This is a genomic window from Candidatus Blochmannia sansabeanus (nom. nud.), assembly GCF_059935345.1.
The window spans coordinates 528,266-554,059 of record NZ_CP011795.1; the positions used below are offsets into that span (position 1 = coordinate 528,266).

Sequence of the window (25,794 nt, forward strand, 5' to 3'; positions counted from 1 at the left end):
TAATCTCTTATATTAATTAACAACTAATAACACCACTGGAAAATAGTACTAATTATTCAGTATTTTATTATTTTAAAAATTAAAATTTTCATTACACTAAATAACAGCATAATAAACTCTATACTCTACTAACAAATAACATATTTATTGCAAGTATTTATAAAAACATACATTATTAATATGATAAAGTTATGTAGTATTATTTTTATTGTAACCTTACAGAAATTATAATATAGTGCTTTACCGAGGAGATATATAAATAATATTTATTGCATATAAGTGCATAATGTATGTTTAAATTGTGAACCGTTATAGCATGTCTATTAGAATAAAAGGAAGCAATTTCCCATTATTAGTAGTGCATGTGTATAGTACATGCTTGGAATCAATTCGTAAATCATTACTAGAAAAAATGGAACAATATCCTGATTTTTGGTCAAAAAATACCCCAGTTGTTGTAAATGTTGGCAATCTTAATTACCACAGTAATTGGGATGCTCTATATCAAACAATATCAGATTCTGGATTATTTATAATTGGAGCATGTTGTTGTCACGATAATAAATTAAAAGAAATAATCATTCGTAGCGGACTGCCAGTCTTATCACAAAATATAACTATATTACATAAATATTTTCCAGAATATCTTCTAAATAATACTTTAGTAACATTCAAAACACAATTAATTAAAACACCAATACGTTCTGGTCAAAAAATATATGCTCGTAATAGAGATTTAATTGTTATTGCAAATGTTAGCGCTGGCGCTGAAATTATTGCCGATGGAAATATCCATATTTATGGAACAATGAGAGGACGTATATTAGCTGGCGCATCTGGAAATAAAGAATCTCAAATTTTTTGTACTCATTTATCTTCTGAACTAGTATCTATTGGGGGGCGTTATTGGCTAAGCGATCAAATTCCAAAAGAATTTTCAGGCAAAGCAGTAAGACTTAGTTTAAAAAATGACGCTCTTATCATTCAAGATTTATAAATGTATACTGCAAATAAGGAATTTATTGATGGCACGCATAATTGTTATTACTTCAGGAAAAGGAGGAGTTGGTAAAACAACATCTAGCGCAGCGCTTGCTACCGGACTAGCGTGTAAAGGTAAAAAAACAGTTGTTATTGATTTCGATATCGGTTTACGTAACCTTGATTTAATTATGGGATGTGAACGTAGAGTGGTGTACGATTTTATTAATGTTATTCAAAACGAAGCCACATTAAATCAAGCATTAATTAAAGATAAGCGCACTAACGATCTATATATCCTGCCTGCTTCACAAACACGCGATAAAAATTCCTTAACTCTCATCGGAGTAGAAAAAATATTAAATGATCTTAATAAAATGAATTTTGAATTTATAATATGTGATTCTCCCGCAGGTATTGATAGTGGAGCATTAGCAGCTCTATATTTCGCAGACGAAGCTATCATCATTACCAATCCAGAAATCTCTTCAGTACACGACTCAGATCGTGTTTTAGGTATTTTATCTTCTAAATCCAAACATTCTGTAAATAATATATCAAGCATCAAAGAATACTTATTACTCACTCGATATAATCCTATTCGTGTAAAACATGGAGATATGCTTAGTTTAGAAGACGTAATGGAAATATTAAGAATCCCCCTCTTGGGTGTTATACCAGAAGATAAATCAGTACTAAAAGCATCTAATCAAGGTGAGCCAATTATTTTAGATATCAAATCTCATGCAGGTCAAGCTTACTCAGATACAGTAGATCGTTTATTGGGAGAACAACGTCCTTTTCGATTTACTGAAAACAAAAAATTCAACTTTCTAAAACGATTTTTTAAGAGATAATACTTATGGTATCAGTCAATTTCCTATTTTTAAGAAAAAAAACGCCAGCTAATATTGCCAAAAGAAGACTAAAAAACGTTATTTCAGAACATAAGATAAAAAATATAAACAACTATGCCCCATATTATCTATATCAATTTAAAAAAGATTTAACCCAAATACTACACAAATATATATCTGATCCATACATACTTTCAGTACGATTAGAAAAAGAAGACAGCACATTTGTTTTAAAATGTAAAGTAATTTTTTCTAATGAAAAAATATAATAAATCAAGCTTCATACGTATTATTTAAATTAAATATGCCAATATAAAATACTTACAAACATCACATCGTCATAAAAACATCTTATTAATTCATAAAATAAACTAATATTATAAACATATATTCACCCCTCATTATCATTCATTAACGTTCGAATAGATCACCTTGTGGTGATAACACAAACACTACAAGTTTAATATATGGATGTTATCCATATATTTTCTTATTTACAAATAAGACCAATTCTGCAACAGATCGTATTCTAACATGTCAGAACGTCTATAATACACAATAAATACTTTCAATTTACTATATTACCCGCAAATAACATTACGTATTCAATAAATACCCTTAAAAATGAATCCGTATTGTTTTTATGTAGAAACTATTTTATTACGTAAATAAATAGGCTGAACCTGACTTGGGGTCAAAAAAATTTTATTTCTCCAATTATGCATTCCTAATGGCAACATATCTTGTGCTTCAGGTGACATAACTATCTTTCTTAAAAAAATAGTATCACTTACTTTTATATTTTCTAACTCTGAATAATTATTCCAACCTGTACCTGCAAGTACCCAACTACCTTGCAGAATTGTATTACAATGTGTTAACTCTTCCGCAATAATTCCCGCTGTCATAATAGATTCATTACCGCAACATATCCAGCAATTATTGTCACTTATCCGGTAATAACGAGCGCAATATAATTCTCCCATACGTGCATCAATGGTAGATATAACTTGTTTAACAGAAAAGATGCGCCAAACCCCTTGAGCTAGTACCAGCAAAGAAGATACCTCAACTAATGGCAAATCAGCTCCCAATGCTAACCCTTGCGCAACACATATCCCAATTCGTATCCCCACAAAGCTACCCGGACCTCTATTGAATATAATACAATCAAGAGATTGAAGGGTAACACCTGTCTCTGCTAATAATTTATTAATCATAGGTAATATCTTTTCCGCATGATGTCTTGATGCTACAATTTTATGATCATATATATTATGATCAATCATTAAAGCAACAGAACATAATTCGGTGGTAGTGTCAAGAGCCAAAATTCGAGTAGACATAACATATACATATAATAAAGTTATATATACATTGACAATATCATCAACAAAATTATATTATTAATGTAGTATTCATAAAATTCAAACTAAGATTTCCAAATTTAATTCTCTTTAATAGTAGATATCATATCATCGTTAATAATCGTTATTTTACATTTTCTCCGAAATAAAACACAGTATGGAATCATTATATCTAACATATATAAAATAATACATTATTACGCATTCTTCAATACTTTTGAAAATGACAAAATATTACACAAATAATATCAATACTTTGTGTTCATTTATGTAATGAACATAAAAATTATGTACATATTTCTAAAACAAAATGGAACATCTATTTCTAATGAAAACACATATTATAGAATTACCTTATTATCCTGACGCTACACTAAATCTTTTCGAACCTTTATCTAAAATAGCCTGGTCTATGTTATTGTACTCTGGACATAACAATCAACACCCAGATGGTCGTTTTGATATATTAGTGACTGACCCAGTATTAACATTAGTAACTAAAAATAACATCACTACAATTTCTCACAACAACAACCATCAAAGTAGTAATACTGATCCATTTATGTTATTAAAAGAATATACTCATATTACTAATATGGAATCCTATAATGATCATAAACTTAAACTACCATTTCAAGGCGGATTTTTAGGTGTATTTGGATACGACCTCGCAAGATACATTGAATCATTACCAAAATTAACAGAACAAGATCTCCCATTTCCAGACATGGCAATAGGTTTATATCGCTGGGCGATCATTTCTGATCATAAACTTCATACAAACTACCTTGTTACTCATGATGAGCCAAACCAAATATTACCTTGGATATATCAACAGTATACAAACAACAATCGCTCTGATCATCAGACATCATTTCGCATTATGAAACCATGGAAAAGTAACATTAGTCGATCTGAATATTCGAAAAAATTTAATATTATAAAAAAACACATAACTATAGGCAATTGCTATCAAGTATGTCTTTCTCAACGTTTTATTAGCCCATATATAGGCAATGCTTGGATAGCATTCCGTTATTTATTAAATTATAATCATGCGCCTTTTTCAGGATTTATTAGGCTACCAAACAAATTAAGTATACTTAGCTTATCTCCAGAACGTTTTTTACAACTACGTGATTCAAAAATTAAAACTCAACCCATTAAAGGAACATTACCCAGACTAAAAAATACACAAGATGATTATCACCAAATTATTAAATTATCCAAATCTACAAAAAATCAATCAGAAAATTTAATGATCGTTGATTTATTAAGAAATGACATTGGAAAAGTAGCTATTCCAGGCAGTATTCATGTGCCTAAATTATTCGATATCCAATCATTTGCAGGAGTACATCATATGATCAGCACAATTACAGGAAAGCTTGCTAATAATTTTTCTGCTTGCGATTTATTACGCGCATGTTTTCCAGGCGGCTCTATAACTGGAGCTCCAAAGATTCAAGCAATGAAATTAATTGAACAACTGGAACCACATCGTCGAAACATTTGGTCTGGAAGTATTGGATACTTAAGTTGTTGTGGAAACATGGATACCAATATTGCTATTAGAACACTATTATCTGATAGACAACATCTCTTTTGTTCAGTAGGAAGTGGTATTGTTTACGATAGTGACGAAAACATAGAATTTCAAGAAATGAAAGACAAAATATACACTCTGTTACTACCGTTATTAAAAAAATTTTATTTGATATAATTATTACAACTTACCAACGGAAATATTTTTTTAGATATATCTGTACAATAATGCTATTATTGATGTGTGTTATTAAAAAAAGTACAGTTTTCTATTTCTACTAATTCAATACGATACTCTATCATTTTTCGGATTATAAAACGCCATCTATTAATTGTTAGTACATCACCCTCTTTGGGTATACGATCACAACGAGATAATAATAATCCAGCCAAAGAAGCAACATGATCACATTCATGCATTAAATCATGAGCTTGTAATGCTTGTTGCAATGCATGTAAGTCCATACTACCTTTTGCCAACCAACCTGTTCCATTATTAATTATTTCAATTTCTGGTGTTTCATCTTCATCAGGAAATTCACCAGCTATAGCTTCTAAGACGTCCAAAGGGGTTATTAGTCCTTGAATAATACCAAATTCATTAGATACAACAACCATACTCCCTTTTGCACGACGTAATTCTTTTAACAGATTTAAAACGTCTAAAGTTTCTGGAACTACAATCGGCAAATTTTCTGCAGCATGCGTTTCTACTTGTTCTCCATGGGCTATTGCTGCCATCAAATCTTTAGCACGAACAATTCCTATTAATTGATCCAATTCACCGTTACATACAGGAAACATATTATGAGGAGTATTCATTAAAATAGAATATAATTCCTGTACTGGTTTTTGAGAATCTAACCATGAAATTTCATTTCTAGGGGTCATTATACTTCGTAAGGTACGTGAAGCTAACGATAACACTCCAGTAATCATATGTCGCTCCTCTTCGGCAAAATGTGTTGTGGATGAAGAAATAGAATAATTTTTTTCTGTAGTAGAACTCCATTGATCTGTATTACCCATTAGTCTTATAATCACTTCTGCAGTACGTTCACGCATTGACTTAGTTGATTGGCCTTTCATAAAATTGCAATGAGCAATTTGATTAAATAACTCAATTAATACTGAAAATCCAATAGCAACATATAAATAACCTTTTGGTATATAAAATCCAATTCCCTCCGCAATTAAACTTAAACCGATAATTAATAAAAAACTCAAACATAAAACTACTACAGTTTGGTGATTATTAATAAAATTAATTAATAAACGAGATAATAATAACATCAACGTTACTGCTATTATAACCGCCATTATCATGATGATTAAATTTTCTACTGTACCAACAGCTGTTATTACTGCATCAAGAGAAAAAATAGCATCAAAAACTACAATTTGTATTACTACTATCCAAAAACTAGCATACCCACGAGTAGTGTTATTATGTGTTTTATGTTCTAATTGTTGGTGTAATTCAGTGGTTGCCTTAAATAAAAGAAAAATACCACCAAATAATAAAATTAAATCTCTGATAGAAAATGAAAAATCAGCGATTTTACATAATGGTTTTGTAAGGGTCGCAAACCATGAAATTAAAGATAATAATGCCACACGCATTATTAATGCTAACGTTAAACCAATAATACATGCACGTTCACGTTGTTTCTTTGGCAATTTGTCTGCCAAAATAGTAATAAACACTAAATTATCAATACCGAGTACAACCTCCAAAATCACTAAAGTTAATAATCCTACCCACATTGATATGTCTGTTAAAAATTCCATGATAATCTCCATTGAATATTAGATAACACATCATTTAATGGCATGTTTATATAAATATATTAAAATATCTGATTACAGAATGAAGTTTTAAACAATAAATTAAACATGATCACATATAAATTTACGTAGGAAAGGGTATTAATAAAAATGAATATACATTGCCATAAGGTTATATGCACTTTACTTAAGTAAAGAAATGCGCATATCATGATATGATGTAAAACATATCTTGCATATTACTGTAAAGGATACTTTTTAACATTAAAGATAATTAACTGTTATCATTATGATAAAAAGACAGTATAATGTAGTTGATTGTCTTTTAAAGCATCTTAATGCTTACTGATATATGTATTAATTGAAATAAAATCAGAAACTAAAATATTATAAACATATAATTTTTTATTTTGAAATATTAAAGAAATATTAACTACATATTGTACATAACATAAAATAAATCGTAAACAACATGACAAATAACTAAAATGTACACCATCGTATTATTTTAAAAATTAAAATAATATAAAATAAATTATTAATAATGTATTAAAGAGGACAAAGTAGTGACTATTGCTATTATATTAGGAGCTCATGGTTCTGTGTCTGAACAGTTACTTAAAACCACTGAAATGATTGTAGGAAAACAAAAAAATGTTGCGTGGATTGAATTACTTCCCGAAGAAAATACTGAAATGCTAATTAAAAAATATAATACATGTCTATCAAATCTTAACACTAATGCAGGTGTATTATTCTTAGTAGACACTTGGGGAGGCAGTCCTTTCAATGCTGCTCATAGCATCATCTTAAACAAAAAGCAATACGATATTGTCACAGGTATGAATATCCCTATGTTAATTGAAGTATTCATGGCGCGTGATGATACTCATACTTTTCAAGAATTAATACAAATTGCATTAAAGTCTGGTAATGAAAGTATAAAATCTGTAAAATATTGCTCTAACTCTAATCAATTAGAGGCTGATCAAAATGCTAATAAAAATAAAGTTATACATTCATTGTTAAATAAAAATAATAAAAACCACATGACCATTTGTGTGGCGCGTATTGATGATAGGCTAATTCATGGGCAAGTGGTAACTCGTTGGGTTAAAGAATATAACATTAAACGTATTATAGTAGTAAACGATGAAATATCTAAAGATATGATCCGAAAAACTTTACTGACTCAAGTAACACCTCCTGGAGTAACTGCTCATGTTCTAGATATCGATAAAACTATACGTGTATATAATAACCCTAAATATGCTGGAGATAAAGTAATCATGTTATTCACTAATCCCACAGATATCGTGCGCCTTATTGAAGGAGGTATCCCTATTAGTTCAGTAAATATTGGAGGGATGGCTTTTTATAAAGATAAAAAACAAATAAATAATGCTATATCAGTAAATAACATAGATATTGAAGCCTTTAAAAAACTTGATCAGTATGGTATTGAATTAGAAGCACGTAAAGTACCATCAGATCCATCATTAAAAATAATGAAATTAATACAAAAAATAAATCATTCCTAATTAATTTACATATGTATATTACTTAATAAATTCATATGAAAATTATATTAATAAAATATTTTATTTTCATATTTTCAGGAAAAATGAAATGGAAATTAACACACTTCAAATTGTTTTATTATTTATTATATCTTGCATTATCGGAATGGGCTCAATACTTGACGAATTTCAATGTCATAGACCATTAATAGCATGTACATTAATTGGTTTGATCTTAGGAGACATAAAAACTGGGATCATTATTGGAGGAACATTAGAAATGATAGCGCTGGGGTGGATGAACATAGGAGCTGCCGTAGCACCTGATACCGCCTTAGCGTCAATTATTTCCACCATTTTAGTAATTATGGGACAACAGCCTATTGGAGCAGGAATTGCTTTAGCAATTCCATTAGCTGCTGCCGGACAAGTATTAACCATTATTGTACGTACTATTACTGTAGCATTCCAACATGCTGCTGATACAGCAGCAGAACGCTGTAATTTAACAATTTTAAATTGGATTCATATCACAGCCCTTATGCTGCAGGCTATGCGTGTTGCAATTCCAGCTACTATTGTTGGAATTTCAGTTGGAACTGAAACTGTACATCATATGCTTCACGCAATCCCAGAAACAATAACTAATGGGTTAAATATTGCCGGAGGCATTATTGTTGTAGTTGGTTATGCAATGGTTATTAATATGATGCGTACTGGATATCTAATGCCATTTTTTTTTCTAGGATTTGTTATCACAGCATTCACTGAATTTAATTTAGTTGCATTAGGTATTATTGGTGTGATTATGGCGATCCTATATATTCAATTATCTCCACAATATAATCAAATTTCACAAAAAAATCTCCCTGATCCAAAAACTATTCAAATTAAAAACAACAAACTTGATGACGAATTAGACTAGACAGATAGGTAATTATAATGACTAATAATCCTAAAAAAATCCATACTAAAACAAAAATAATAAAATTAAGAAAAAGTGATATACGCGCAGCTTTCATTCGTTCTAATCTTTTTCAAGGATCTTGGAACTTTGAGCGTATGCAAGCATTAGGATTTTGTTTTACTATGATTCCAATAATTAAACGTTTATATCCTAAATACAGCGAAAATCAAAAAGAAGCAATTAAACGACATTTAGAATTCTTTAATACACATCCTTATGTCGCCGCTCCTATATTAGGTGTTACCATGGCTATGGAAGAAGAAAAAGCTAATGGTGCTGCTACTATAGATAATGCTTCCATTAATGGTTTAAAAATAGGATTAATGGGGCCTCTTGCTGGAGTAGGTGATCCAATATTTTGGGGAACCGCTAGGCCAGTGTTTGCTGCCTTAGGGGCAGGCATCGCTATGAGTGGAAATCTATTAGGTCCATGTCTGTTTTTTGTTCTATTTAACATAACTAGATTAGCCACTCGTTATTATGGAATTATATACGGTTATAAGAAAGGAGTAAGTATTGTTAATGATATGAAAGGAGGGGTTTTAAAAAAACTAACAGAAGGCTCTTCAATTTTAGGCTTATTTATTATGGGGGCATTAGTTAATAAATGGACACATGTAAATGTTCCATATGTACTTTCTAAACTTACTGATAATGATGGAAATACAGTGGTTACAACTGTACAAAATATTTTAGACCAACTCATGCCTGGATTTATTCCTTTATTACTAACATTTGCTTGTATGTGGCTTCTAAACAACAAAATAAATGCACTATGGATTATTATAGGATTTTTTGGAATTGGAATTTTTGGATACTGGATTGGACTATTAGGTCTTTAAAAAATTACACTAACACGGTGAGTGAGTAAGGTAAGGCTACAAAAAATAGAACCTGATTAAAATTTTAATCAGGTTCTATTTTTTGTAGCCTTACCTTACTCACATGGATACAGCAGTAAACCATTATACACTTTTTATATCTCCGCCAAAATTACTAAATTAACACATCAATACTACATATATAGAGCTCTATATATAATTTTTACACCTTAAAAATTAAGGTACTATGATTTCATATATCAACAGTAAATTTGGTATACCATGATACTCACCGCTGTTTATTTAGTATAATATCCTTTTTACACCACCTTATACCTTTAATACCCTTAATTATATTATAAAGTACTAAACAACATACATTTATAAAGTCGTCACGTTAACAGCAGATGGGCCTTTGTGTCCATCCTGAATTTCGAATTCTACGCTTTGCCCTTCAGATAAAGTCTTAAATCCGTTTCCTTGAATAGCAGAAAAATGCACAAAAACATCCTTACTACCATCTGACGGTGTAATAAAACCAAAACCTTTAGACTCATTAAACCACTTTACTTGACCTTTAATTTTTGCCATATTACGTATTTCCTTTAGAGTGTTTACATTTGCCGTAACAGCGATTAAAAGACAAACCAGAGTTATTATTCTCGTGAAACATTCAAATAAGAGGAAATTATATTATTCATACATAACAATACTTCTTCTGAATTTATCAACATACCACTTACATACGGAAGCATATCTCGGTTTACCTGATACCTTATCATATAATTATATGATCATATAATTATATGATATTAATCAATAATACACGTAAATTTCTTTATTCTTGCAAATCATTTTTATATGAAGAATAAATACATTTACAAAAAAGTTTAATTCAACTAAACTCTGTTTGCATAGTAACATTTATTTTTTATTTTGCAAATCATATGATAGTATGATGCGCAAAACCTCATAAATCAACCACTTTATAAAATAAATAAAACATATAATTCACTTAGAATAAATAAGACGACTTATTTAAATAAGTGCCACGTTGCAACGCTTCTATTCGTTTATCTAAAGAAGGATGAGATGCAAATAAATCGCTTATAAAAGTATTTTTTTTTACACTATTAATATACAACGTAGCAATGCTATTAGATGCAGATGTTTTAGGCTCATGACTACATTTTAACTCTTGTAAAGCAGAAATCATATTTTTACAGCCTACTAATTTAGCAGACCCAGCATCTGCATAAAATTCACGATGGCGAGAAAACCAAAACACAATTACGCTTGCAAACATGCCAAATAAAATCTCTAAAAGAGCAGATATGACAACATACGTTAAAGAACTATTAATATCTTCATAACGATAATTATTAGTATCAAATGGTTCATGATCTTGATCATTCATAAATGAAGTCCAATAAGAAACCAATTTAGCAAGACTACGTGATATAAAAATGACAAAAGTATTGACTACGCCTTGAATAAGAGTCATAGTAATCATATCACCAGAAGAAATATGATTCATTTCATGAGCAATAACAGCTTCAATTGATTCTTGCTTCATGTTTTTTAAAAGACCAGTGCTAACTGCTATTAATGCTGCATTTTTTCGTGCTCCTGTAGCAAAAGCATTCATATCCATAGAATCATAAACAGCTAATTGTGGCGCAACAATATCTAATTTATTGGCCTGTTTATGTATTATTTTTAATAACCAATTTTCCATATCGTTAGACGCTTTATTAATAATTACACCATTAACCATAGATAAAGCTACAGATTTTGACAACAATAAAGAAATAATAGCGCCCCCAAAACCAAATATTCCAGCCATTCTGATTAACCCAAATGTAGCAGAAGACCAAAACCCCAACAAACTTAATACACTACCAAATAATATCATTACCGACAAATTGGTAATTACAAATAATATGACACGTACCATAAAAAATAATTTTCCTCTTTAACAAAAGACCAAAATATTCAGACATCACTTTACTATAACATCATCCTTCTTAATTTTTAAATAATTCCTTACATAAAACACATATATTTGTACTTCAATATTGAACACAATCTAAAAGGTCCAATTGTAATATACATATTCTTATATAAAAAATACAAATTCAAAACTTTATTAATTAACAATATTAAAAAATTAATAATGACTACCATGTATGAAAAATTAATTACGTACATAATTTATATTCATTCCAAAAACGACCATCTTTAGCAATCATAGTCATCGAATCTACAGGCCCCCAAGTACCAGCTTGGTAAAGCTTTGGTACATTATTTTCTAATTCCCAAGATTGTATGATAGAATCGACCCATTTCCAAGCTCCTTCTATTTCATCATGACGAACAAATAATGCTTGAATCCCACGCATTGTTTCTAACAATAAACGCTCATATGCATCAACTATGTGATCTGGACAAAAAGTTTTATAAAAACTCAAATTTAATTTAGTAACTTGTAACTGATGCTCATGACCTAATCCAGGTATTTTATTCAAAATCTGAACATCTATACCTTCATCTGGTTGTAATCGAATAGTCAACTTATTATTAGGTAAATCTTGATATGAATCAGGAAATAAATTAATCACTGGCTTTTTAAAAAAAATTACAATTTCAGAACATTTCGTTGGTAATCTCTTTCCAGTACGCAAATAAAATGGAACACCGGCCCAACGCCAATCGTCTATATTAACACAAATAGATACAAATGTCTCAGTATTACTACTCTTATTGGCTCCCTTTTCTTCTAAATAACCTGGGACTGGCTTTCCATGAATAAAACCAGACGTATACTGTCCACGAACTGTAACATTATGTATATTATTACAATCAATTCTCCGCAATGATCGAAGTACTTTAACCTTCTCATCTCGAATACAATCAGCACTTAAATTAGATGGGGGAGACATAGCTATAATAGTCAAAATCTGTAACAAATGACTTTGTATCATATCACGCATTTGACCTATCGAATCAAAATAACCCCAACGACCTTCAATACCTACTTCCTCCGCTACAGTAATTTGCACGTGATCAATAGTACTATTATCCCAATTTGAAGAAAATAAATAATTTGCGAAACGCAACGCTAACAAATTTAAAACTGTTTCTTTTCCTAAATAATGATCGATACGATAAATTTGTCTCTCTTCAAAATATTTTGATATCTGTGCGTTAATAATACGAGCAGAATCCAAATTAGTACCCAAGGGTTTTTCTATAACTATACGATTTGATTTCTTATTTAACCCGATGGTACTTAATCCTTTACATATAACACCAAAAGTATCAGGTGGGGTAGCTAAATAATTTACTGTTACTATATCTATATTCCGTAATTTATCCAATAAATGAACAAATTGTTCAGTGTGATGTACATCTAAATTACAAAAATCAAGTCGTTCTCTAAAAATACACCACAAAGATTCGTCAATAGGATCTTTCATAAATTTTTTTAAAGAAGCATATACAACTTCTATATACATAACAAGGCTCCATTCTGCACGACCTACTCCTATAATACGTGTATCAGGATGAATGGCGCCTATTTTTTCTAATTGATATAATGATGGAAACAATTTTCTACGCGTTAAATCACCTTTAGTTCCAAAAATAATTAAATTACATGCTTGAGTAATAGATGTGGCTTGCATATTCCTTCTCTGATATGTTAGTTGATGATTGTTATATTTAATTACAATATAGACGTAAGTGACTTAAATAAACGTAGATACGTCAATTGAACATCGAATCAAAAGCCCACAATTAAATATAATATATAGCGTCTATTAGACATTATCCTTGTGTAACAAGTATCAACATAATTTTAAAATATGTAATTAAAACTACGTATTCTAAAAAACTTTATATATTTAAATATTATCGTAAATAGGCATAATATCTATCCATCATAACTAAATTACCGTATCACAAATTTATTTATAATTAAAGAATTTATCTATCTAAAGATAATGACATCTACTTGCAACTAGAACATTGCCATGTTTAGCTGACATAGTTAATTACGAAATTCTAACATTAAATTCAGTCATACCACTACACTACTAATATTTTCTATAAAAATTAACAAATTATCTTATAGATATTTAAAATAGATATTATATTATGTATCAAACTACCATATAACATATTAAGATTTCATATAAAATAATGAAGATTATTATACATAATAATATGATGATTATTTATCATTCTTTAATATTTGTTGTTTATATGTAAGTCCATAGGGAATTATTATATGCCTCGCCAATTGAGAAGAACTAAAATTATCGCCACTCTAGGACCTGCCACAGATAAGGATAACAACCTTGAGAAAATAATTGTTTCAGGGACAAATATAGTACGACTAAATTTTTCTCACGGAGAAACAAAAGAACATTTTATCCGTGCAAAAAAAGTACGTGAGATTGCTTCGAAACTAAGCAGATATGTCGCTATTCTTGGAGATTTACAAGGCCCTAAAATCCGTATCTCAACTTTTCAAGGTAATAAAATATACCTAAAATCTGGAGATAACTTTTTGATTGATGCTATGCTGACAAACAATATAGATGATTATAAATGCATAGGCGTTGACTATGAGGAACTAGCACAAGACGTACGTTCAGGAGATCTACTTTTATTAGATGATGGAAAAATTCAACTAAAAGTCATTACAATCCATAACACTAAAATTTATACTAAAGTAATTACTGGAGGTATTTTAACTAATAAAAAAGGACTAAACAAATTAGGAGGTGGACTTTCAGCAAAAGTATTAACAAATAAAGATAAAATCGATATTATGACTGCAGCCGAAATTGGAGTTGACTACCTAGCGATATCATTTCCACGTAGTAGTATAGATTTAAATTTTGCACGAAAATTAGTTGCAAATGCTGGTAGTCACGCAAAAATTATTTCTAAAATAGAACGCGCAGAAGTAGTTGCATCCGACGAAACAATAGATGATATTATTTATGCATCAGATGCAGTTATGGTAGCTAGGGGAGATTTAGGAGTAGAAATTGGGGAACCAGAGTTAGTAGGTATTCAAAAAAAAATAATAAAAAGAGCATGTGCTCTTAATCGAGCAGTAATTACTGCAACCCAAATGATGGAATCTATGGTTAATAATTCTATGCCTACTCGTGCAGAAGTAATGGATGTAGCTAATGCAGTATTAGATGGTACTGATGCAGTTATGTTATCCGCTGAAACTGCTACAGGTCAATATCCATCTGAAACTGTAGCAACAGTAGCAAATGTCTGCTTAGGCGCAGAAAAGATTTCAAACGTCAATTTTTTAACACATAATAATCAAAAAAAATTCAATAGCGTCGAAGAAATTATAGCTATGTCGGCGATGTATACTGCTAATCACTTAAAAGGAGTAAGTGCTGTTATCGCTCTTACTGAATTCGAACACACATCATTATTGATGTCTCGCATCAACTCAAAATTACCTATTTTTGCATTATCTCAACAAAAAAGTACCTTACATACAGTCACTCTTTATAAAGGAGTTATTCCTATTTATTTTAATCGAACAGGCGATAATGTGATGGATGCCAAATATGCCAAAAATTTATTACGTGACAAGGGATTTCTAATGTCTGGTGAATTAGTAGTTATGATACAAAACAACGTGTACAATAAATGCGATATGATGAATATAAGTCATATCTTACAAGTAGAATAATCATCCTCATTTTATACCTCTGTAAGCTAATTTAGAAATATATACATCCATCTCTACTATAACTATACAACATTTAAAATATTTACTGATGCATTAAATGCAGATCCTCGTTATTAATAATAACCATAGTAAACTATGTATCTAATTAAAACATAGTTTTGGAATAATATCTTTTACTTGATTTAAATATATTATACGTTCATTACCTAATAATTTATCAATATTTAAAATCTTAGTAGTTAATGGATTCACAGGACGATGATTAATCCATATTTCAAAATGCAAATGAGGGCCTGTTGATCGACCTGTATTACCAGATAATGCTATATTGTCGCCTCGTTTAATTTTTTGTCCAGGTATAACTAGTAACTTTTTCAAATGCATATATCGAGTTATACAATGACAGCTATGTCTAATTGTTATATAATTACCGGCAATTTTACTATATGTACTTACCATCACCTCTCCATCTCCTACCGAAAAAACTGGAGTACCAACAGGAACAGCAAAATCAACCCCGGCATGGGGAGACACTTGTCCAGTTACAGGATTTAATCTATTTAAATTAAAATTAGAAGATATGCGAAATGGTTGTAATGTAGGATATCGTATAAAATTTCCTTCTACTCTCACAGCCTCCCGGTCATAAAATTTACCATTATTTGCGCGAAATATATAATAATTTTTACCAGAAGTGTATAATCTTGCCCCGAGTAATTTACTTTTAATATTATGACTGCTATCCATCATTATTGATATTAATACTGCAAATCTATCCCCTTGGTGCAATTTACGAAAATCTAATTGATATTGTAATGCATTGCTTATATCTACAATATAGTTTTCTTCTATACCTAAAGAACGAGCGCTGTCGATAAATGTTCCATTTAATTCACCTATAAATAAAATTGCAGAATATAAACTATTATTTAATTGATTTACAATTCTAATAACGCCTTCTGTAAAACCAGCATGCCTCCGATTATATACACGAGTTTCCTGTGGAAAAATATCCCAAACCAAATACTGCAATTTTTTTTTTGTAATTGTCATCCAAGAAAGTATTTGTCCTGTTTCTAACTTCCTGAGTATTGGATATTGTTGCAATAACAGTGAAATCCCAGAAGTATCAACACCATTACTACTATATTTTAGTAAAATTTCACTTAAAACATCATCCTGACGTACTATATAACTATAAATATTTATTTCTTCTGATAATTTATTAAAACATAGGTGCTTCTTTAAAGTATTGAAATACATCATTGTGCTATTGCAAAATTTTCCATTTTTTACAATTTCAGATTTATGAGACTCATCTTTCTTTAAATAAAATTCCTTATTAATTTTTTTTTTGCTTTCATTTAATACACATGGAACAAAAAAGTTCCAAACAGTCATAACTATAATAATTAATAGTAATATAGATGACATTATAAAATAACACTTATAGAAATAACGATATAATAACTTAATGGAACGAACTATAATACTACACACTAATTAATAGCCTTATATTACGATTTCTAACAAATAAAATAATTCTTAATAAAACTTAAAAAATATAAAAAGAATAAACACTTTAATATTAATAATACTACCTTTTAAAAAATCATGTTGCTTATAAATCTACTTAAAATAACATGAACCTAAATATTCTACGTATTACTTTTATATTTTAAAATAACTAGAGATACTCCTCTTAAACACTTTTTAAAGTATAACTGACAGATACACTACATAAAATGCTATGGCACTAAACCAACTACTTAATTCAACATATTAATCAGGCGCATTAACCATTAAATCTACTGCTGCTGTAGTTTTAGGAAAAGCAATAACCTCTCGAATACTATTGACTCCAGTTAACAACATAGTTAAACGATCTAAACCAAATGCTAAACCAGCATGTGGAGGCGCTCCATATTTCAAAGCATTCATTAAATATCCAAATTTTTTTTGCTGTTCATTTTGAGCAATACCTAAAATGTTAAACACTGCTTGTTGTATATCACATGAATGAATGCGAACCGACCCACTACCAATTTCACACCCATTAACAACCATATCATAAGCTTCTGAAATCGCTAATAACGGATCTTTCTGTAAAGCATGAACATCACAATTTTTTGGAGAAGTAAAAATATGATGCATGGATACAAGTTGCCCATAGTTATCTTTTCTAAACATCGGAAAATCTGTTATCCATAATGGAGCCCAAGAATCTTTTTTAATTAAACAAAGATCATTGCCTAATTTTGATCTTAAAGGGCTTAATATTTTTGTAACAGATTTATTTTGATCTTCACTAAATCCAAAAAATAAAATATCACCACTTTTAGTATTAGTTTTTTCTAAAATAGTATCCAATACCGAATTATCTAAAAAGTCAATCACTGGTCCGTTAATTTCTTTTTTAGCATTACCATTATTATATTGCACCTTCATCCACATTAATTCCTGCAGACCACATTTTTTGGCGTAGTAAATATATTTATTAATCTGTCTTTGTGTCAATTTACTGCCATTAGGCGCTTTCATCACTGCTACCTGTATATCAATATTATTTGTTCTAATAAAAATCGGTCTATTTTGGCTTAACTTAAATAAATATGATATATCAACTATTTCTATTGGATTTCTTAAATCTGGAGTATCAGATCCAAAACGTTGAATTACTTCAGAATACGTCAACTGAGGGAATGTTCCTAATTCCACATCTAAAATTTCACGCCAGATAATACGAATAAAAACCTCCATAAGTTCTCGTATTTTTTGCGCAGACATAAAAGAAGTTTCAATATCTATTTGGGTAAACTCTGGTTGACGATCTGCACGTAAATCCTCATCTCTAAAACATTTAGTAATTTGATAATACCTATCAAATCCAGCAATCATTAATAATTGCTTAAATATCTGAGGTGACTGAGGCAAAGCATAATTTTTACCTATATGTAGCCTACTAGGCACAATATAATTACGCGAACCTTCTGGAGTAACTTTTGTTAACATTGGCGTTTCAATATTTAAAAATCCTTCTAATTCCATAAAACGATGAACAATTGATATGATACGCGATCGAATTTTCATACGATGTAACATAATTGGACGTCTTAAATCAAGATAACGATATTTTAATCTATTTTCTTCAATGTTATTATGATTAATATCTAATGGTAATGGATCAGAAGTATTAAGAATAATAAAATTTTTTGCAGCTATTTCAATAGCACCAGTACACATATTGCTATTAATTTGATTTTTAGGACGAGCACGAACCATGCCTGTTAACTGAATACAAAATTCTTGTTTCAATGCAGTTGCAAATATACACATTTTTTTGTTTTGATTCACATCAAAACATACTTGTATATATCCTTCTCTGTCACGTAAATCAATAAATATCAACCCGCCGAGATTACGATATTTACTTACCCAGCCACATAATGTAACTTCCAATCCAACATGGGACAAATTTAATTGCCCACAATATGCAGTACGCATATGAATCCCTCTAATCATGAATATTTAATTACATAAAGTATATTTAACACATTGAATATCAAAAACGTTGTATTATATATAATATAATAATTTTAATAATTTATAAAAATAAAATCATTGTCTGATGTTATATTAATCATGTCTTAAAATTACAAAACACCCATTCTAAACCACACGTAAATATATTAAAATCAATCCTAACTTATGTTAATCTTCCAATGAAGTAATATCTCGATATTTAACAAAAATTATGTATTATCGTAAAATAATAATGTAAATAAATTTAATTAAAATTGGAATAAATCTCCTACTCAAATTAAAGTTAACCTCCTCAATTCTTCACAAATAAAGTGTATTATATTCCTTACATATATAATTGTTATTTCATTAGTATTCAAAATAATTTTGATCTAACTTAGTGACCATCCAACATAACAAACATATTCAATGAATAAAACATAATCCAAAAATATATTTTGTAATTATAGAATCAATTTGTAATTTACATTACTAGAAATTAATATATTATCTAATATTATTAGATAATATATTTTTGAAATATCTATATGAATATTCAGACATTTTTATTAAAAAAAATAAACCAAGCTCTATTATTAATTACGAATAAACCCATTTCTAATCTAATACAAATACAACAATCAAAAAAGAAAAAATTTGGGGACTATCAAGTTAATGGATTGATAACTGTTTCCAAAGAATTAAATCTTCCTGTTGAAGAACTTGCTAATAAAATTATAAAACTTATAGATCTAGATGACATCGCTCAAACAACAAAAATTGAACAACCAGGATTTATTAATATATTTTTAAATCCAAAATGGGTATCCCATCAAATTAATAATATTTTTTCAGCGCCTCGTTTAGGTATTGCCCCGATTACACCAAAAACCATCGTTATTGATTACTCTAGTCCAAATATCGCAAAAGAAATGCATGTTGGACATTTACGTTCCACTGTTATAGGAGATAGTGTTGCTCGTGTATTATCCTTTCTAGGACATAATGTCATTAAAGTTAATCATATAGGAGATTGGGGTACTCAATTTGGTATGCTTATTGCTTACATAGAAAAAAATATTAAGCCTGAATTTTTATTAAAAAAATCTATACAATTATCTACGCTAGAGCATTTTTATCAAGAAGCTAAAAAAATATACGAAATTGATCCTGATTTTGCAGAACTATCTCGAAGTTATGTTTTAAAACTACAAAAGGGAGACAAATATTGCTGTCAGATATGGCGACATTTAGTAGATATCTCTATATCAAATAATCAAAATACATACATGCGATTAAATGTGACTTTAAAAAAAAGAGATATCATGGGAGAAAGTTTTTATAATAATATGCTTCCTAAGATTATATCAGATTTAAAAAATAAAGGCTTAGCGATCACAAGTAATGGGGCTATTGTAGTGCCTCTAAAACATTATACCAATAAAAAAGGTATTCCTTTCGGAGTAGTGATTCAAAAAAAAGATGGAGCTTACTTATATAGTACTACTGACATTGCATGCATAAAATATCGCTGCAAAATATTACATGCTGATAGAATTATTTACTATATTGACAGTCGTCAAAAACAACATATAATGCAAGCACAGGAAATTGCTCATAAAGCAGGTTATCTAGATAAATCAGTGCTATTAGAACATCACGTGTGTGGTATGCTGCTTGGAAGAGATAAAAAACCACTTAAAACACGATCTGGTAATGCGTTAAAATTAAACACATTACTAGATGAAGCTTTAAGACGCGCTCGTTTACTAATATTAAGTAAAAACTCTAATTTAAAATATGCTCAAATCAATAAACTTGCGCATATTATTAGTATTGGTGCTATCAAATATTCTGAACTCTCAAAAAACCGTATTATAAATTATATATTTGATTGGAATAATATGTTAAGGTTTGAGGGGAATACTGCACCTTATATACAATATGCATGTACTAGAATTTTTTCTATTTTTGAACGATCTAAAAAACTAGATTCTCAACTAAAACAAAATGATATTCAATTAGAAACTGAAGAAGAAAAAATGTTAGCAATTTGCTTGCTTCAATTTGAAGAAACAATCGCTATAGTAGCAAATCAAGGAACCCCTCACATATTATGTTCTTATTTATATAAATTATCTGTATTGTTTTCTTCTTTTTATGAAAACTGTTCAATTATTAAAGTAACGAATATGCACGTAAAATACAGTAGATTAAAATTAGCATCAATTACTGTTCGTATTTTAAAAAAAGGATTAAATTTACTAGGAATTAAAACAGTAAAACATATGTAACATTATATTATATACACACGTCTTTTATTTAATGGAACAAATTTTTACTATTCTCTGCTTAAAAAAATAAAATCTTTTAAACGAATACCTACACACCATAACGTTATGCAGTAACTACTACTAACTAATATTAAAACAACTATCATTCTAATTAATCTATAAAAAATATGCCCTTGTGTCCAATCAGATATATACATTAATAATCCCAAACATACTGCACACATTATAATAAGCGCAATAATCAATTGACTACAAAAAAGTAACCATCCAGATTGTAATTGAAATAAATACTTTTTTTTCAATTTCCAATATAATAACCCTGCATTTAACCATGCTCCCAAACTAATAGAAAAAGAAAAAACAACATGCTTTAATGAATTAATGCACATTAAATTTACAAATTGAGTAAACGTAAGTACAATGACGATTATATGGACTGGAGTTTTAACATCATGACGTGTGTAAAAAGCAGATGTTAATATTTTAGTTAACATTAATCCAGGTAGTCCTATTGCATACGCAATTACAGAATATTGTGTCATTAGTACATCAAATTCCAAAAATTTTCCGTACTTAAACAATGTTGTTATTAACGGTTCAGACAAAACTCCCAAAATAACAGCACTAGGTAAACTTAATATAAAACATAACTTAATACCCCAATTCATCAAACAAGAATAATCTTCATAATTTTTATTAGATATAAAACGAGACAAATATGGATATAAAATAGTAGTTAACGTTATACCAAAAACTCCAATAGGTAACTCCATTAATCTATCAGCGTAATACATCCAAGAAATAGAACCATCACTTAAAAAAGAAGCAAGAATAGTATTGATAATTAATGATATCTGACCGCTTGAAACAGCAATTATAGCAGGAATCATTGATCTATATACTCTACATACTCTAGGGTTATAAAATTGCATTTTTGGAATAACTAACATGTTAACTTTTTTTAAAAACAACACACAATAAACACACTGTAGTACTCCTCCTACAATAACTGACCAAGCTAACCCCATAATAGGAATATGAGAATATAAATGCTCTGCAAACAACATAAAACTGATCATACTTACATTCAAAAAAATTGGAGTAAACAATGGTATTGAAAAAAAATTAAAAGTATTTAAAACAATCCCCATTAATGATGTCAATGATGCTAATAAAATATAAGGACACATTACTCTAAACATTTTAATGGCCATAATAAATTTTTCTGTAGAACTATCAAAACCTGGAGCAGTAACCGCAATAACCCAAGGTGCTATTAATAATCCAATAACAACTACAATAGTTACAATAAATATTAACGTACCAGATACTTTAGAAATAAATACCCGCGTCTCTTCTTCACTATCGCTACATCGATATTCTGATAATATAGGCAGGAAAACTTGATAAAAAACTCCTTCAGCAAAAATACGTCTTAATAAATTAGGTAATTTAAAAGCAATAAAAAATGCATCTGTCATAACACCGGCGCCAAACATTCGAGCTATCATGGTATCTCTAATAAAACCCAAAATACGAGACAACATAGTTATAAAACTCATTGAAGTCAGCAACTTTAACAGATTCATTATATTTAAAAATTTTCAAAAATTCAGTATAAATATAGTATTATATAAACACAATTTTTATCACAAAATGTAAAATTACATTGAGTTAAATAAAATCATAACAATTAGTTCTATCAAAAATAGTGTTATTTTAGAAATATTTTCTATTTAAAAATCATCTATTTAAAATACTAATACAGTGTATATATACTACAATTATCATATATCTCTGTTACAATATCATGTATATATTGATGTACATAAAACATGATACTTATCAAAAATAACTAGTAACAACAACCATATTTCTTATGCTGTATATTTTACAAATAAAACGACCGCTTAAAATGCTTTCTTTAAAGAAATCATAAACTTGATTAACTATGTGTAACACAAATATTTGCACATATTAATAACCTGTAATAAAGATAATCACTTTTATTATTAAGTATTATATTTAAAATAAAATGTATAAGAAATAAACATATACAAATATTAATATTATTACATTCAAATGTTTCATTAAAATATAAGATACATGTCAATTTACACAGTGATTAAAAATAAAAACACACAACTATTAAAAATATTTTTAATACACACAGTAAATAAAAATATATACAAAATACACAAAAGAGGAGCCATGTATACAATATCGCAAGCTAGAAGACTAGGTAAATATTTTTTAATTATAGATAACATGTTTGTAGTTATAGGTTTTTATGTTGTTTTCCCACTTATTTCAATATATTTTGTCGAACAACTAGGATGGGGAGCTTTTTTAGTAGGATTTGCTTTAGGATTACGACAATTTATTCAACAAGGATTAGGAATTTTTAGCGGCGCCTTCGCTGATAAATTAGGCGCCAAACCCATGATCGTATCCGGATTATTTATGCGTACTTTAGGATTTATTATAATGAGTATTGCAAATACTCCTATATTATTATGTTTATCATGTATATTATCTGCATTAGGTGGAACGTTATTTGATCCACCACGTACTGCGCTAGTAATTAAATTAGTTCGCCCATGGGAGTTAGGGAGATTTTACTCTATATTAATGCTAGAAGATAGCATGTGTGCTATAATAGGTATTGTGTTAGGCACGTGGTTATTACAATATAACTTTAAGTTGGTATGCTTTACTGGAGCAACATTATTTTTTATCGCTGGAGTTTTTAACGCCTGGCGATTACCTGCATACAAAATTTCTAGTTCCCATGATTCATTATTGGAAGGTGTAAAAAAAGTACTTAATAATCAAAGATTTATAATTTATGTTTTTACCTTAACCGGATATTATATCTTGTCAGCTCAAGTAATGTTAATGTTGCCTATTCGTATACATGAAGTATCTGGACAACTATCATATATAAAATGGATGTATATTATAGAAGCAATTTTATCTTTACTATTAATTATTCCTATCACTTGGTGGAGTGAAAAATATTTCACATTGGAAACACGCTTGATGATAGGGCTAATAACTATTATTGTTAGTTTATTTCCTATTGGGTTAGTAAAAAACTTACATATGTTATTAATTCTAATTAGCTTGTTTTACATAGGTTCTATTATTGCTGAACCTGCGAGAGAAACTTTAGGAGCTTTATTAACAGACTATAAGGCACGTAGTAGTTATATAGGTTTTAGTAAACTAAGTTTAGCTTTGGGAGGTACTGTAGGTTATAGCGGTAGCGGATGGTTATATGATATTGGTAAAGCACAAAATTTTATGCAATTACCTTGGATCGTTCTGAGTATAATCGGTTTAATTACTTTACTTGGATTATATTTTCAATTTAAATATTATTCCTTTCAATCTTTACTTAATAATAAAAATGATAAGAAACGTAAAATATAACTAATAATACATAATTTTTATATAAAATATAATCTTATATACATCATTCATTCAAGATACCAAAGAATTTTTAATTTTTAGAATTTACAAGACTAATGAATTTAATTGATACTAACACACAAGCAGATTAATTTAATTCATCATATTCAACATAAAATAAACGAAATTCTATACTATTATTATATATACTTCCACACAACAGTGTTTCTTGTCTATTTTTGCATGGTGAGGTGTCCGAGTGGCTTAAGGAGCGTGCCTGGAAAGCATGTATACATACAACTTATGTATCAAGGGTTCGAATCCCTTCCTCACCGTCATCATCGTAATTATATAAATTTACGATCAATTATTACATTTTATAAAAATTAAAATTTATATATATCCTCAAACTACTAATACAACCAACTTTAATTACTTAAACAAGCAAAATAACATTCATTTTGTTCTATTTATAATATTTATAAACCACCTTCTTGCAATCTATGTAAAATAAAATCGTATATTTTATAAATATATACATTAAATCCATAACATTTATTTCATAAAGCATAAAATATACAATCATCCCTTAAATTAATCATAAATAAATTATATTATATAAATACATGAGACATCACTAAATAGAATAAATATCTATTTTTATTTTTTATCTACAATAAAACATTAAAAATAATCTTCAACATATTATAATAAATAGTAATAATAATATTATATACATTAACGTTATTAAAAACAAAACTCATACAAATCAATATAAATCTCATTATCAATCATTTAATTATTTTAAATCAATCATCATACTCCAATATAATATTCAAATATTACATAGTATTAATATTTATACTCTTAAAATAACGGAGAGAAAGGGATTCGAACCCTTGAAAGATATTATTTCTTTAAAACGGTTTTCGAAACCGCTCCGTTCAACCACTCCGGCATCTCTCCCTATTGTTGAAAATATAA

At 29.0% G+C, this 25,794-nt stretch carries 19 protein-coding genes and 2 tRNA genes; 11 read left to right on the top strand and 10 right to left on the bottom strand.

Going from position 1 to position 25,794, the window contains the following annotated elements:
• Positions 1-316 precede the first annotated feature (316 nt).
• Genes minC through Bsans602_RS02285 form a run of 3 tightly spaced genes read left to right on the top strand, consistent with a single transcriptional unit; the run spans position 317 to position 2,107 of the window.
• Positions 317-997 carry a septum site-determining protein MinC gene (gene minC / locus Bsans602_RS02275; protein WP_500836917.1) on the top strand — a complete coding sequence of 227 codons (681 nt, stop codon included), beginning with the start codon at positions 317-319 and terminating at the stop codon, positions 995-997.
• Between the two features lie 28 nt (positions 998-1,025).
• Positions 1,026-1,838, top strand: coding sequence for a septum site-determining protein MinD (minD, locus tag Bsans602_RS02280; RefSeq protein WP_500836918.1), 813 nt, complete (start codon positions 1,026-1,028; stop codon positions 1,836-1,838).
• Positions 1,839-1,843: 5 nt separating this feature from the next.
• The gene (locus tag Bsans602_RS02285; RefSeq protein WP_500836919.1) at positions 1,844-2,107 is read left to right on the top strand and encodes a cell division topological specificity factor MinE; all 264 of its coding nucleotides are present in this window, start codon (positions 1,844-1,846) and stop codon (positions 2,105-2,107) included.
• Between the two features lie 372 nt (positions 2,108-2,479).
• Here Bsans602_RS02285 and tsaB read toward each other — a convergent pair whose 3' ends face one another.
• Entirely contained in the window at positions 2,480-3,184 is a 705-nt protein-coding gene (tsaB, locus tag Bsans602_RS02290; RefSeq protein WP_500836920.1) for a tRNA (adenosine(37)-N6)-threonylcarbamoyltransferase complex dimerization subunit type 1 TsaB, read from the bottom strand.
• Between the two features lie 349 nt (positions 3,185-3,533).
• Here tsaB and pabB point away from each other — a divergent pair, with 349 nt between their 5' ends.
• Positions 3,534-4,928: an aminodeoxychorismate synthase component I gene (gene pabB / locus Bsans602_RS02295; RefSeq protein WP_500836921.1), complete on the top strand. Its 1,395-nt coding sequence runs from the start codon at positions 3,534-3,536 to the stop codon at positions 4,926-4,928.
• Between the two features lie 56 nt (positions 4,929-4,984).
• On the opposite strand, the gene Bsans602_RS02300 is transcribed toward pabB, so the two are convergent.
• Entirely contained in the window at positions 4,985-6,541 is a 1,557-nt protein-coding gene (locus tag Bsans602_RS02300; protein ID WP_500836922.1) for a TerC family protein, read from the bottom strand.
• A 563-nt stretch (positions 6,542-7,104) separates the two neighbouring features.
• Here Bsans602_RS02300 and manX point away from each other — a divergent pair.
• From manX to Bsans602_RS02315, 3 genes are all read left to right on the top strand, one after another.
• Positions 7,105-8,079 (top strand): PTS mannose transporter subunit IIAB, encoded by a 975-nt coding sequence (gene manX / locus Bsans602_RS02305; RefSeq protein ID WP_500836923.1) that lies wholly within the window; start codon positions 7,105-7,107, stop codon positions 8,077-8,079.
• A gap of 88 nt (positions 8,080-8,167) precedes the next feature.
• Complete coding sequence (locus tag Bsans602_RS02310) at positions 8,168-8,983, top strand: PTS mannose/fructose/sorbose transporter subunit IIC (RefSeq protein ID WP_500836924.1); 816 nt, start codon at positions 8,168-8,170, stop codon at positions 8,981-8,983.
• Positions 8,984-9,000: 17 nt separating this feature from the next.
• Positions 9,001-9,867, top strand: coding sequence for a PTS mannose transporter subunit IID (locus Bsans602_RS02315; protein WP_500836925.1), 867 nt, complete (start codon positions 9,001-9,003; stop codon positions 9,865-9,867).
• Positions 9,868-10,227: 360 nt separating this feature from the next.
• Here the strand turns inward: Bsans602_RS02315 and cspE are convergent, their stop codons facing one another.
• The 4 genes from cspE to zwf form a co-directional block, all read right to left on the bottom strand.
• A complete protein-coding gene (gene cspE / locus Bsans602_RS02320) occupies positions 10,228-10,437 on the bottom strand; it encodes a transcription antiterminator/RNA stability regulator CspE (protein WP_250232384.1) in 210 nt (69 codons plus the stop codon).
• A gap of 65 nt (positions 10,438-10,502) precedes the next feature.
• Positions 10,503-10,628, bottom strand: a complete 126-nt coding sequence (locus tag Bsans602_RS02325) for a hypothetical protein (RefSeq protein ID WP_500836926.1) — start codon at positions 10,626-10,628, stop codon at positions 10,503-10,505.
• Between the two features lie 233 nt (positions 10,629-10,861).
• A complete protein-coding gene (gene htpX / locus Bsans602_RS02330; protein ID WP_500836927.1) occupies positions 10,862-11,803 on the bottom strand; it encodes a protease HtpX in 942 nt (313 codons plus the stop codon).
• A 244-nt stretch (positions 11,804-12,047) separates the two neighbouring features.
• Complete coding sequence (gene zwf, locus Bsans602_RS02335) at positions 12,048-13,532, bottom strand: glucose-6-phosphate dehydrogenase (protein WP_500836928.1); 1,485 nt, start codon at positions 13,530-13,532, stop codon at positions 12,048-12,050.
• A 605-nt stretch (positions 13,533-14,137) separates the two neighbouring features.
• Here zwf and pyk point away from each other — a divergent pair.
• Positions 14,138-15,580, top strand: coding sequence for a pyruvate kinase (pyk, locus tag Bsans602_RS02340; protein ID WP_500836929.1), 1,443 nt, complete (start codon positions 14,138-14,140; stop codon positions 15,578-15,580).
• Positions 15,581-15,721: 141 nt separating this feature from the next.
• Here the strand turns inward: pyk and mepM are convergent, their stop codons facing one another.
• Both mepM and aspS read right to left on the bottom strand, forming a co-directional pair.
• Positions 15,722-17,080, bottom strand: a complete 1,359-nt coding sequence (gene mepM / locus Bsans602_RS02345) for a murein DD-endopeptidase MepM (RefSeq protein WP_500836930.1) — start codon at positions 17,078-17,080, stop codon at positions 15,722-15,724.
• Between the two features lie 282 nt (positions 17,081-17,362).
• Entirely contained in the window at positions 17,363-19,084 is a 1,722-nt protein-coding gene (gene aspS, locus Bsans602_RS02350) for an aspartate--tRNA ligase (protein WP_500836931.1), read from the bottom strand.
• A gap of 566 nt (positions 19,085-19,650) precedes the next feature.
• Here aspS and argS point away from each other — a divergent pair.
• The gene (gene argS, locus Bsans602_RS02355; protein WP_500836932.1) at positions 19,651-21,396 is read left to right on the top strand and encodes an arginine--tRNA ligase; all 1,746 of its coding nucleotides are present in this window, start codon (positions 19,651-19,653) and stop codon (positions 21,394-21,396) included.
• A 47-nt stretch (positions 21,397-21,443) separates the two neighbouring features.
• On the opposite strand, the gene murJ is transcribed toward argS, so the two are convergent.
• Positions 21,444-22,985: a murein biosynthesis integral membrane protein MurJ gene (gene murJ, locus Bsans602_RS02360; RefSeq protein WP_500836933.1), complete on the bottom strand. Its 1,542-nt coding sequence runs from the start codon at positions 22,983-22,985 to the stop codon at positions 21,444-21,446.
• Positions 22,986-23,607: 622 nt separating this feature from the next.
• Here murJ and mdtH point away from each other — a divergent pair.
• The gene (gene mdtH, locus Bsans602_RS02365; protein ID WP_500836934.1) at positions 23,608-24,831 is read left to right on the top strand and encodes a multidrug efflux MFS transporter MdtH; all 1,224 of its coding nucleotides are present in this window, start codon (positions 23,608-23,610) and stop codon (positions 24,829-24,831) included.
• Between the two features lie 224 nt (positions 24,832-25,055).
• Positions 25,056-25,145: transfer RNA gene (locus Bsans602_RS02370), tRNA-Ser, on the top strand.
• A 541-nt stretch (positions 25,146-25,686) separates the two neighbouring features.
• Here the strand turns inward: Bsans602_RS02370 and Bsans602_RS02375 are convergent.
• Positions 25,687-25,776: transfer RNA gene (locus Bsans602_RS02375), tRNA-Ser, on the bottom strand.
• Between the last annotated feature and the right edge of the window lie 18 nt (positions 25,777-25,794).

What these genes read in the sequence shown, in the direction of transcription:
- mdtH (WP_500836934.1), top strand. Translation starts at nt 23,608, where the DNA reads ATGTATACAATATCGCAAGCTAGAAGACTAGGTAAATATTTTTTAATT.
- cspE (WP_250232384.1), bottom strand. Translation starts at nt 10,437, where the DNA reads ATGGCAAAAATTAAAGGTCAAGTAAAGTGGTTTAATGAGTCTAAAGGT.
- minC (WP_500836917.1), top strand. Translation starts at nt 317, where the DNA reads ATGTCTATTAGAATAAAAGGAAGCAATTTCCCATTATTAGTAGTGCAT.
- tsaB (WP_500836920.1), bottom strand. Translation starts at nt 3,184, where the DNA reads ATGTCTACTCGAATTTTGGCTCTTGACACTACCACCGAATTATGTTCT.
- argS (WP_500836932.1), top strand. Translation starts at nt 19,651, where the DNA reads ATGAATATTCAGACATTTTTATTAAAAAAAATAAACCAAGCTCTATTA.
- pabB (WP_500836921.1), top strand. Translation starts at nt 3,534, where the DNA reads ATGAAAACACATATTATAGAATTACCTTATTATCCTGACGCTACACTA.
- Bsans602_RS02285 (WP_500836919.1), top strand. Translation starts at nt 1,844, where the DNA reads ATGGTATCAGTCAATTTCCTATTTTTAAGAAAAAAAACGCCAGCTAAT.
- Bsans602_RS02325 (WP_500836926.1), bottom strand. Translation starts at nt 10,628, where the DNA reads ATGATAAGGTATCAGGTAAACCGAGATATGCTTCCGTATGTAAGTGGT.
- htpX (WP_500836927.1), bottom strand. Translation starts at nt 11,803, where the DNA reads ATGGTACGTGTCATATTATTTGTAATTACCAATTTGTCGGTAATGATA.
- zwf (WP_500836928.1), bottom strand. Translation starts at nt 13,532, where the DNA reads ATGCAAGCCACATCTATTACTCAAGCATGTAATTTAATTATTTTTGGA.
- minD (WP_500836918.1), top strand. Translation starts at nt 1,026, where the DNA reads ATGGCACGCATAATTGTTATTACTTCAGGAAAAGGAGGAGTTGGTAAA.
- Bsans602_RS02310 (WP_500836924.1), top strand. Translation starts at nt 8,168, where the DNA reads ATGGAAATTAACACACTTCAAATTGTTTTATTATTTATTATATCTTGC.
- aspS (WP_500836931.1), bottom strand. Translation starts at nt 19,084, where the DNA reads ATGCGTACTGCATATTGTGGGCAATTAAATTTGTCCCATGTTGGATTG.
- pyk (WP_500836929.1), top strand. Translation starts at nt 14,138, where the DNA reads ATGCCTCGCCAATTGAGAAGAACTAAAATTATCGCCACTCTAGGACCT.
- Bsans602_RS02315 (WP_500836925.1), top strand. Translation starts at nt 9,001, where the DNA reads ATGACTAATAATCCTAAAAAAATCCATACTAAAACAAAAATAATAAAA.
- murJ (WP_500836933.1), bottom strand. Translation starts at nt 22,985, where the DNA reads ATGAATCTGTTAAAGTTGCTGACTTCAATGAGTTTTATAACTATGTTG.
- Bsans602_RS02300 (WP_500836922.1), bottom strand. Translation starts at nt 6,541, where the DNA reads ATGGAATTTTTAACAGACATATCAATGTGGGTAGGATTATTAACTTTA.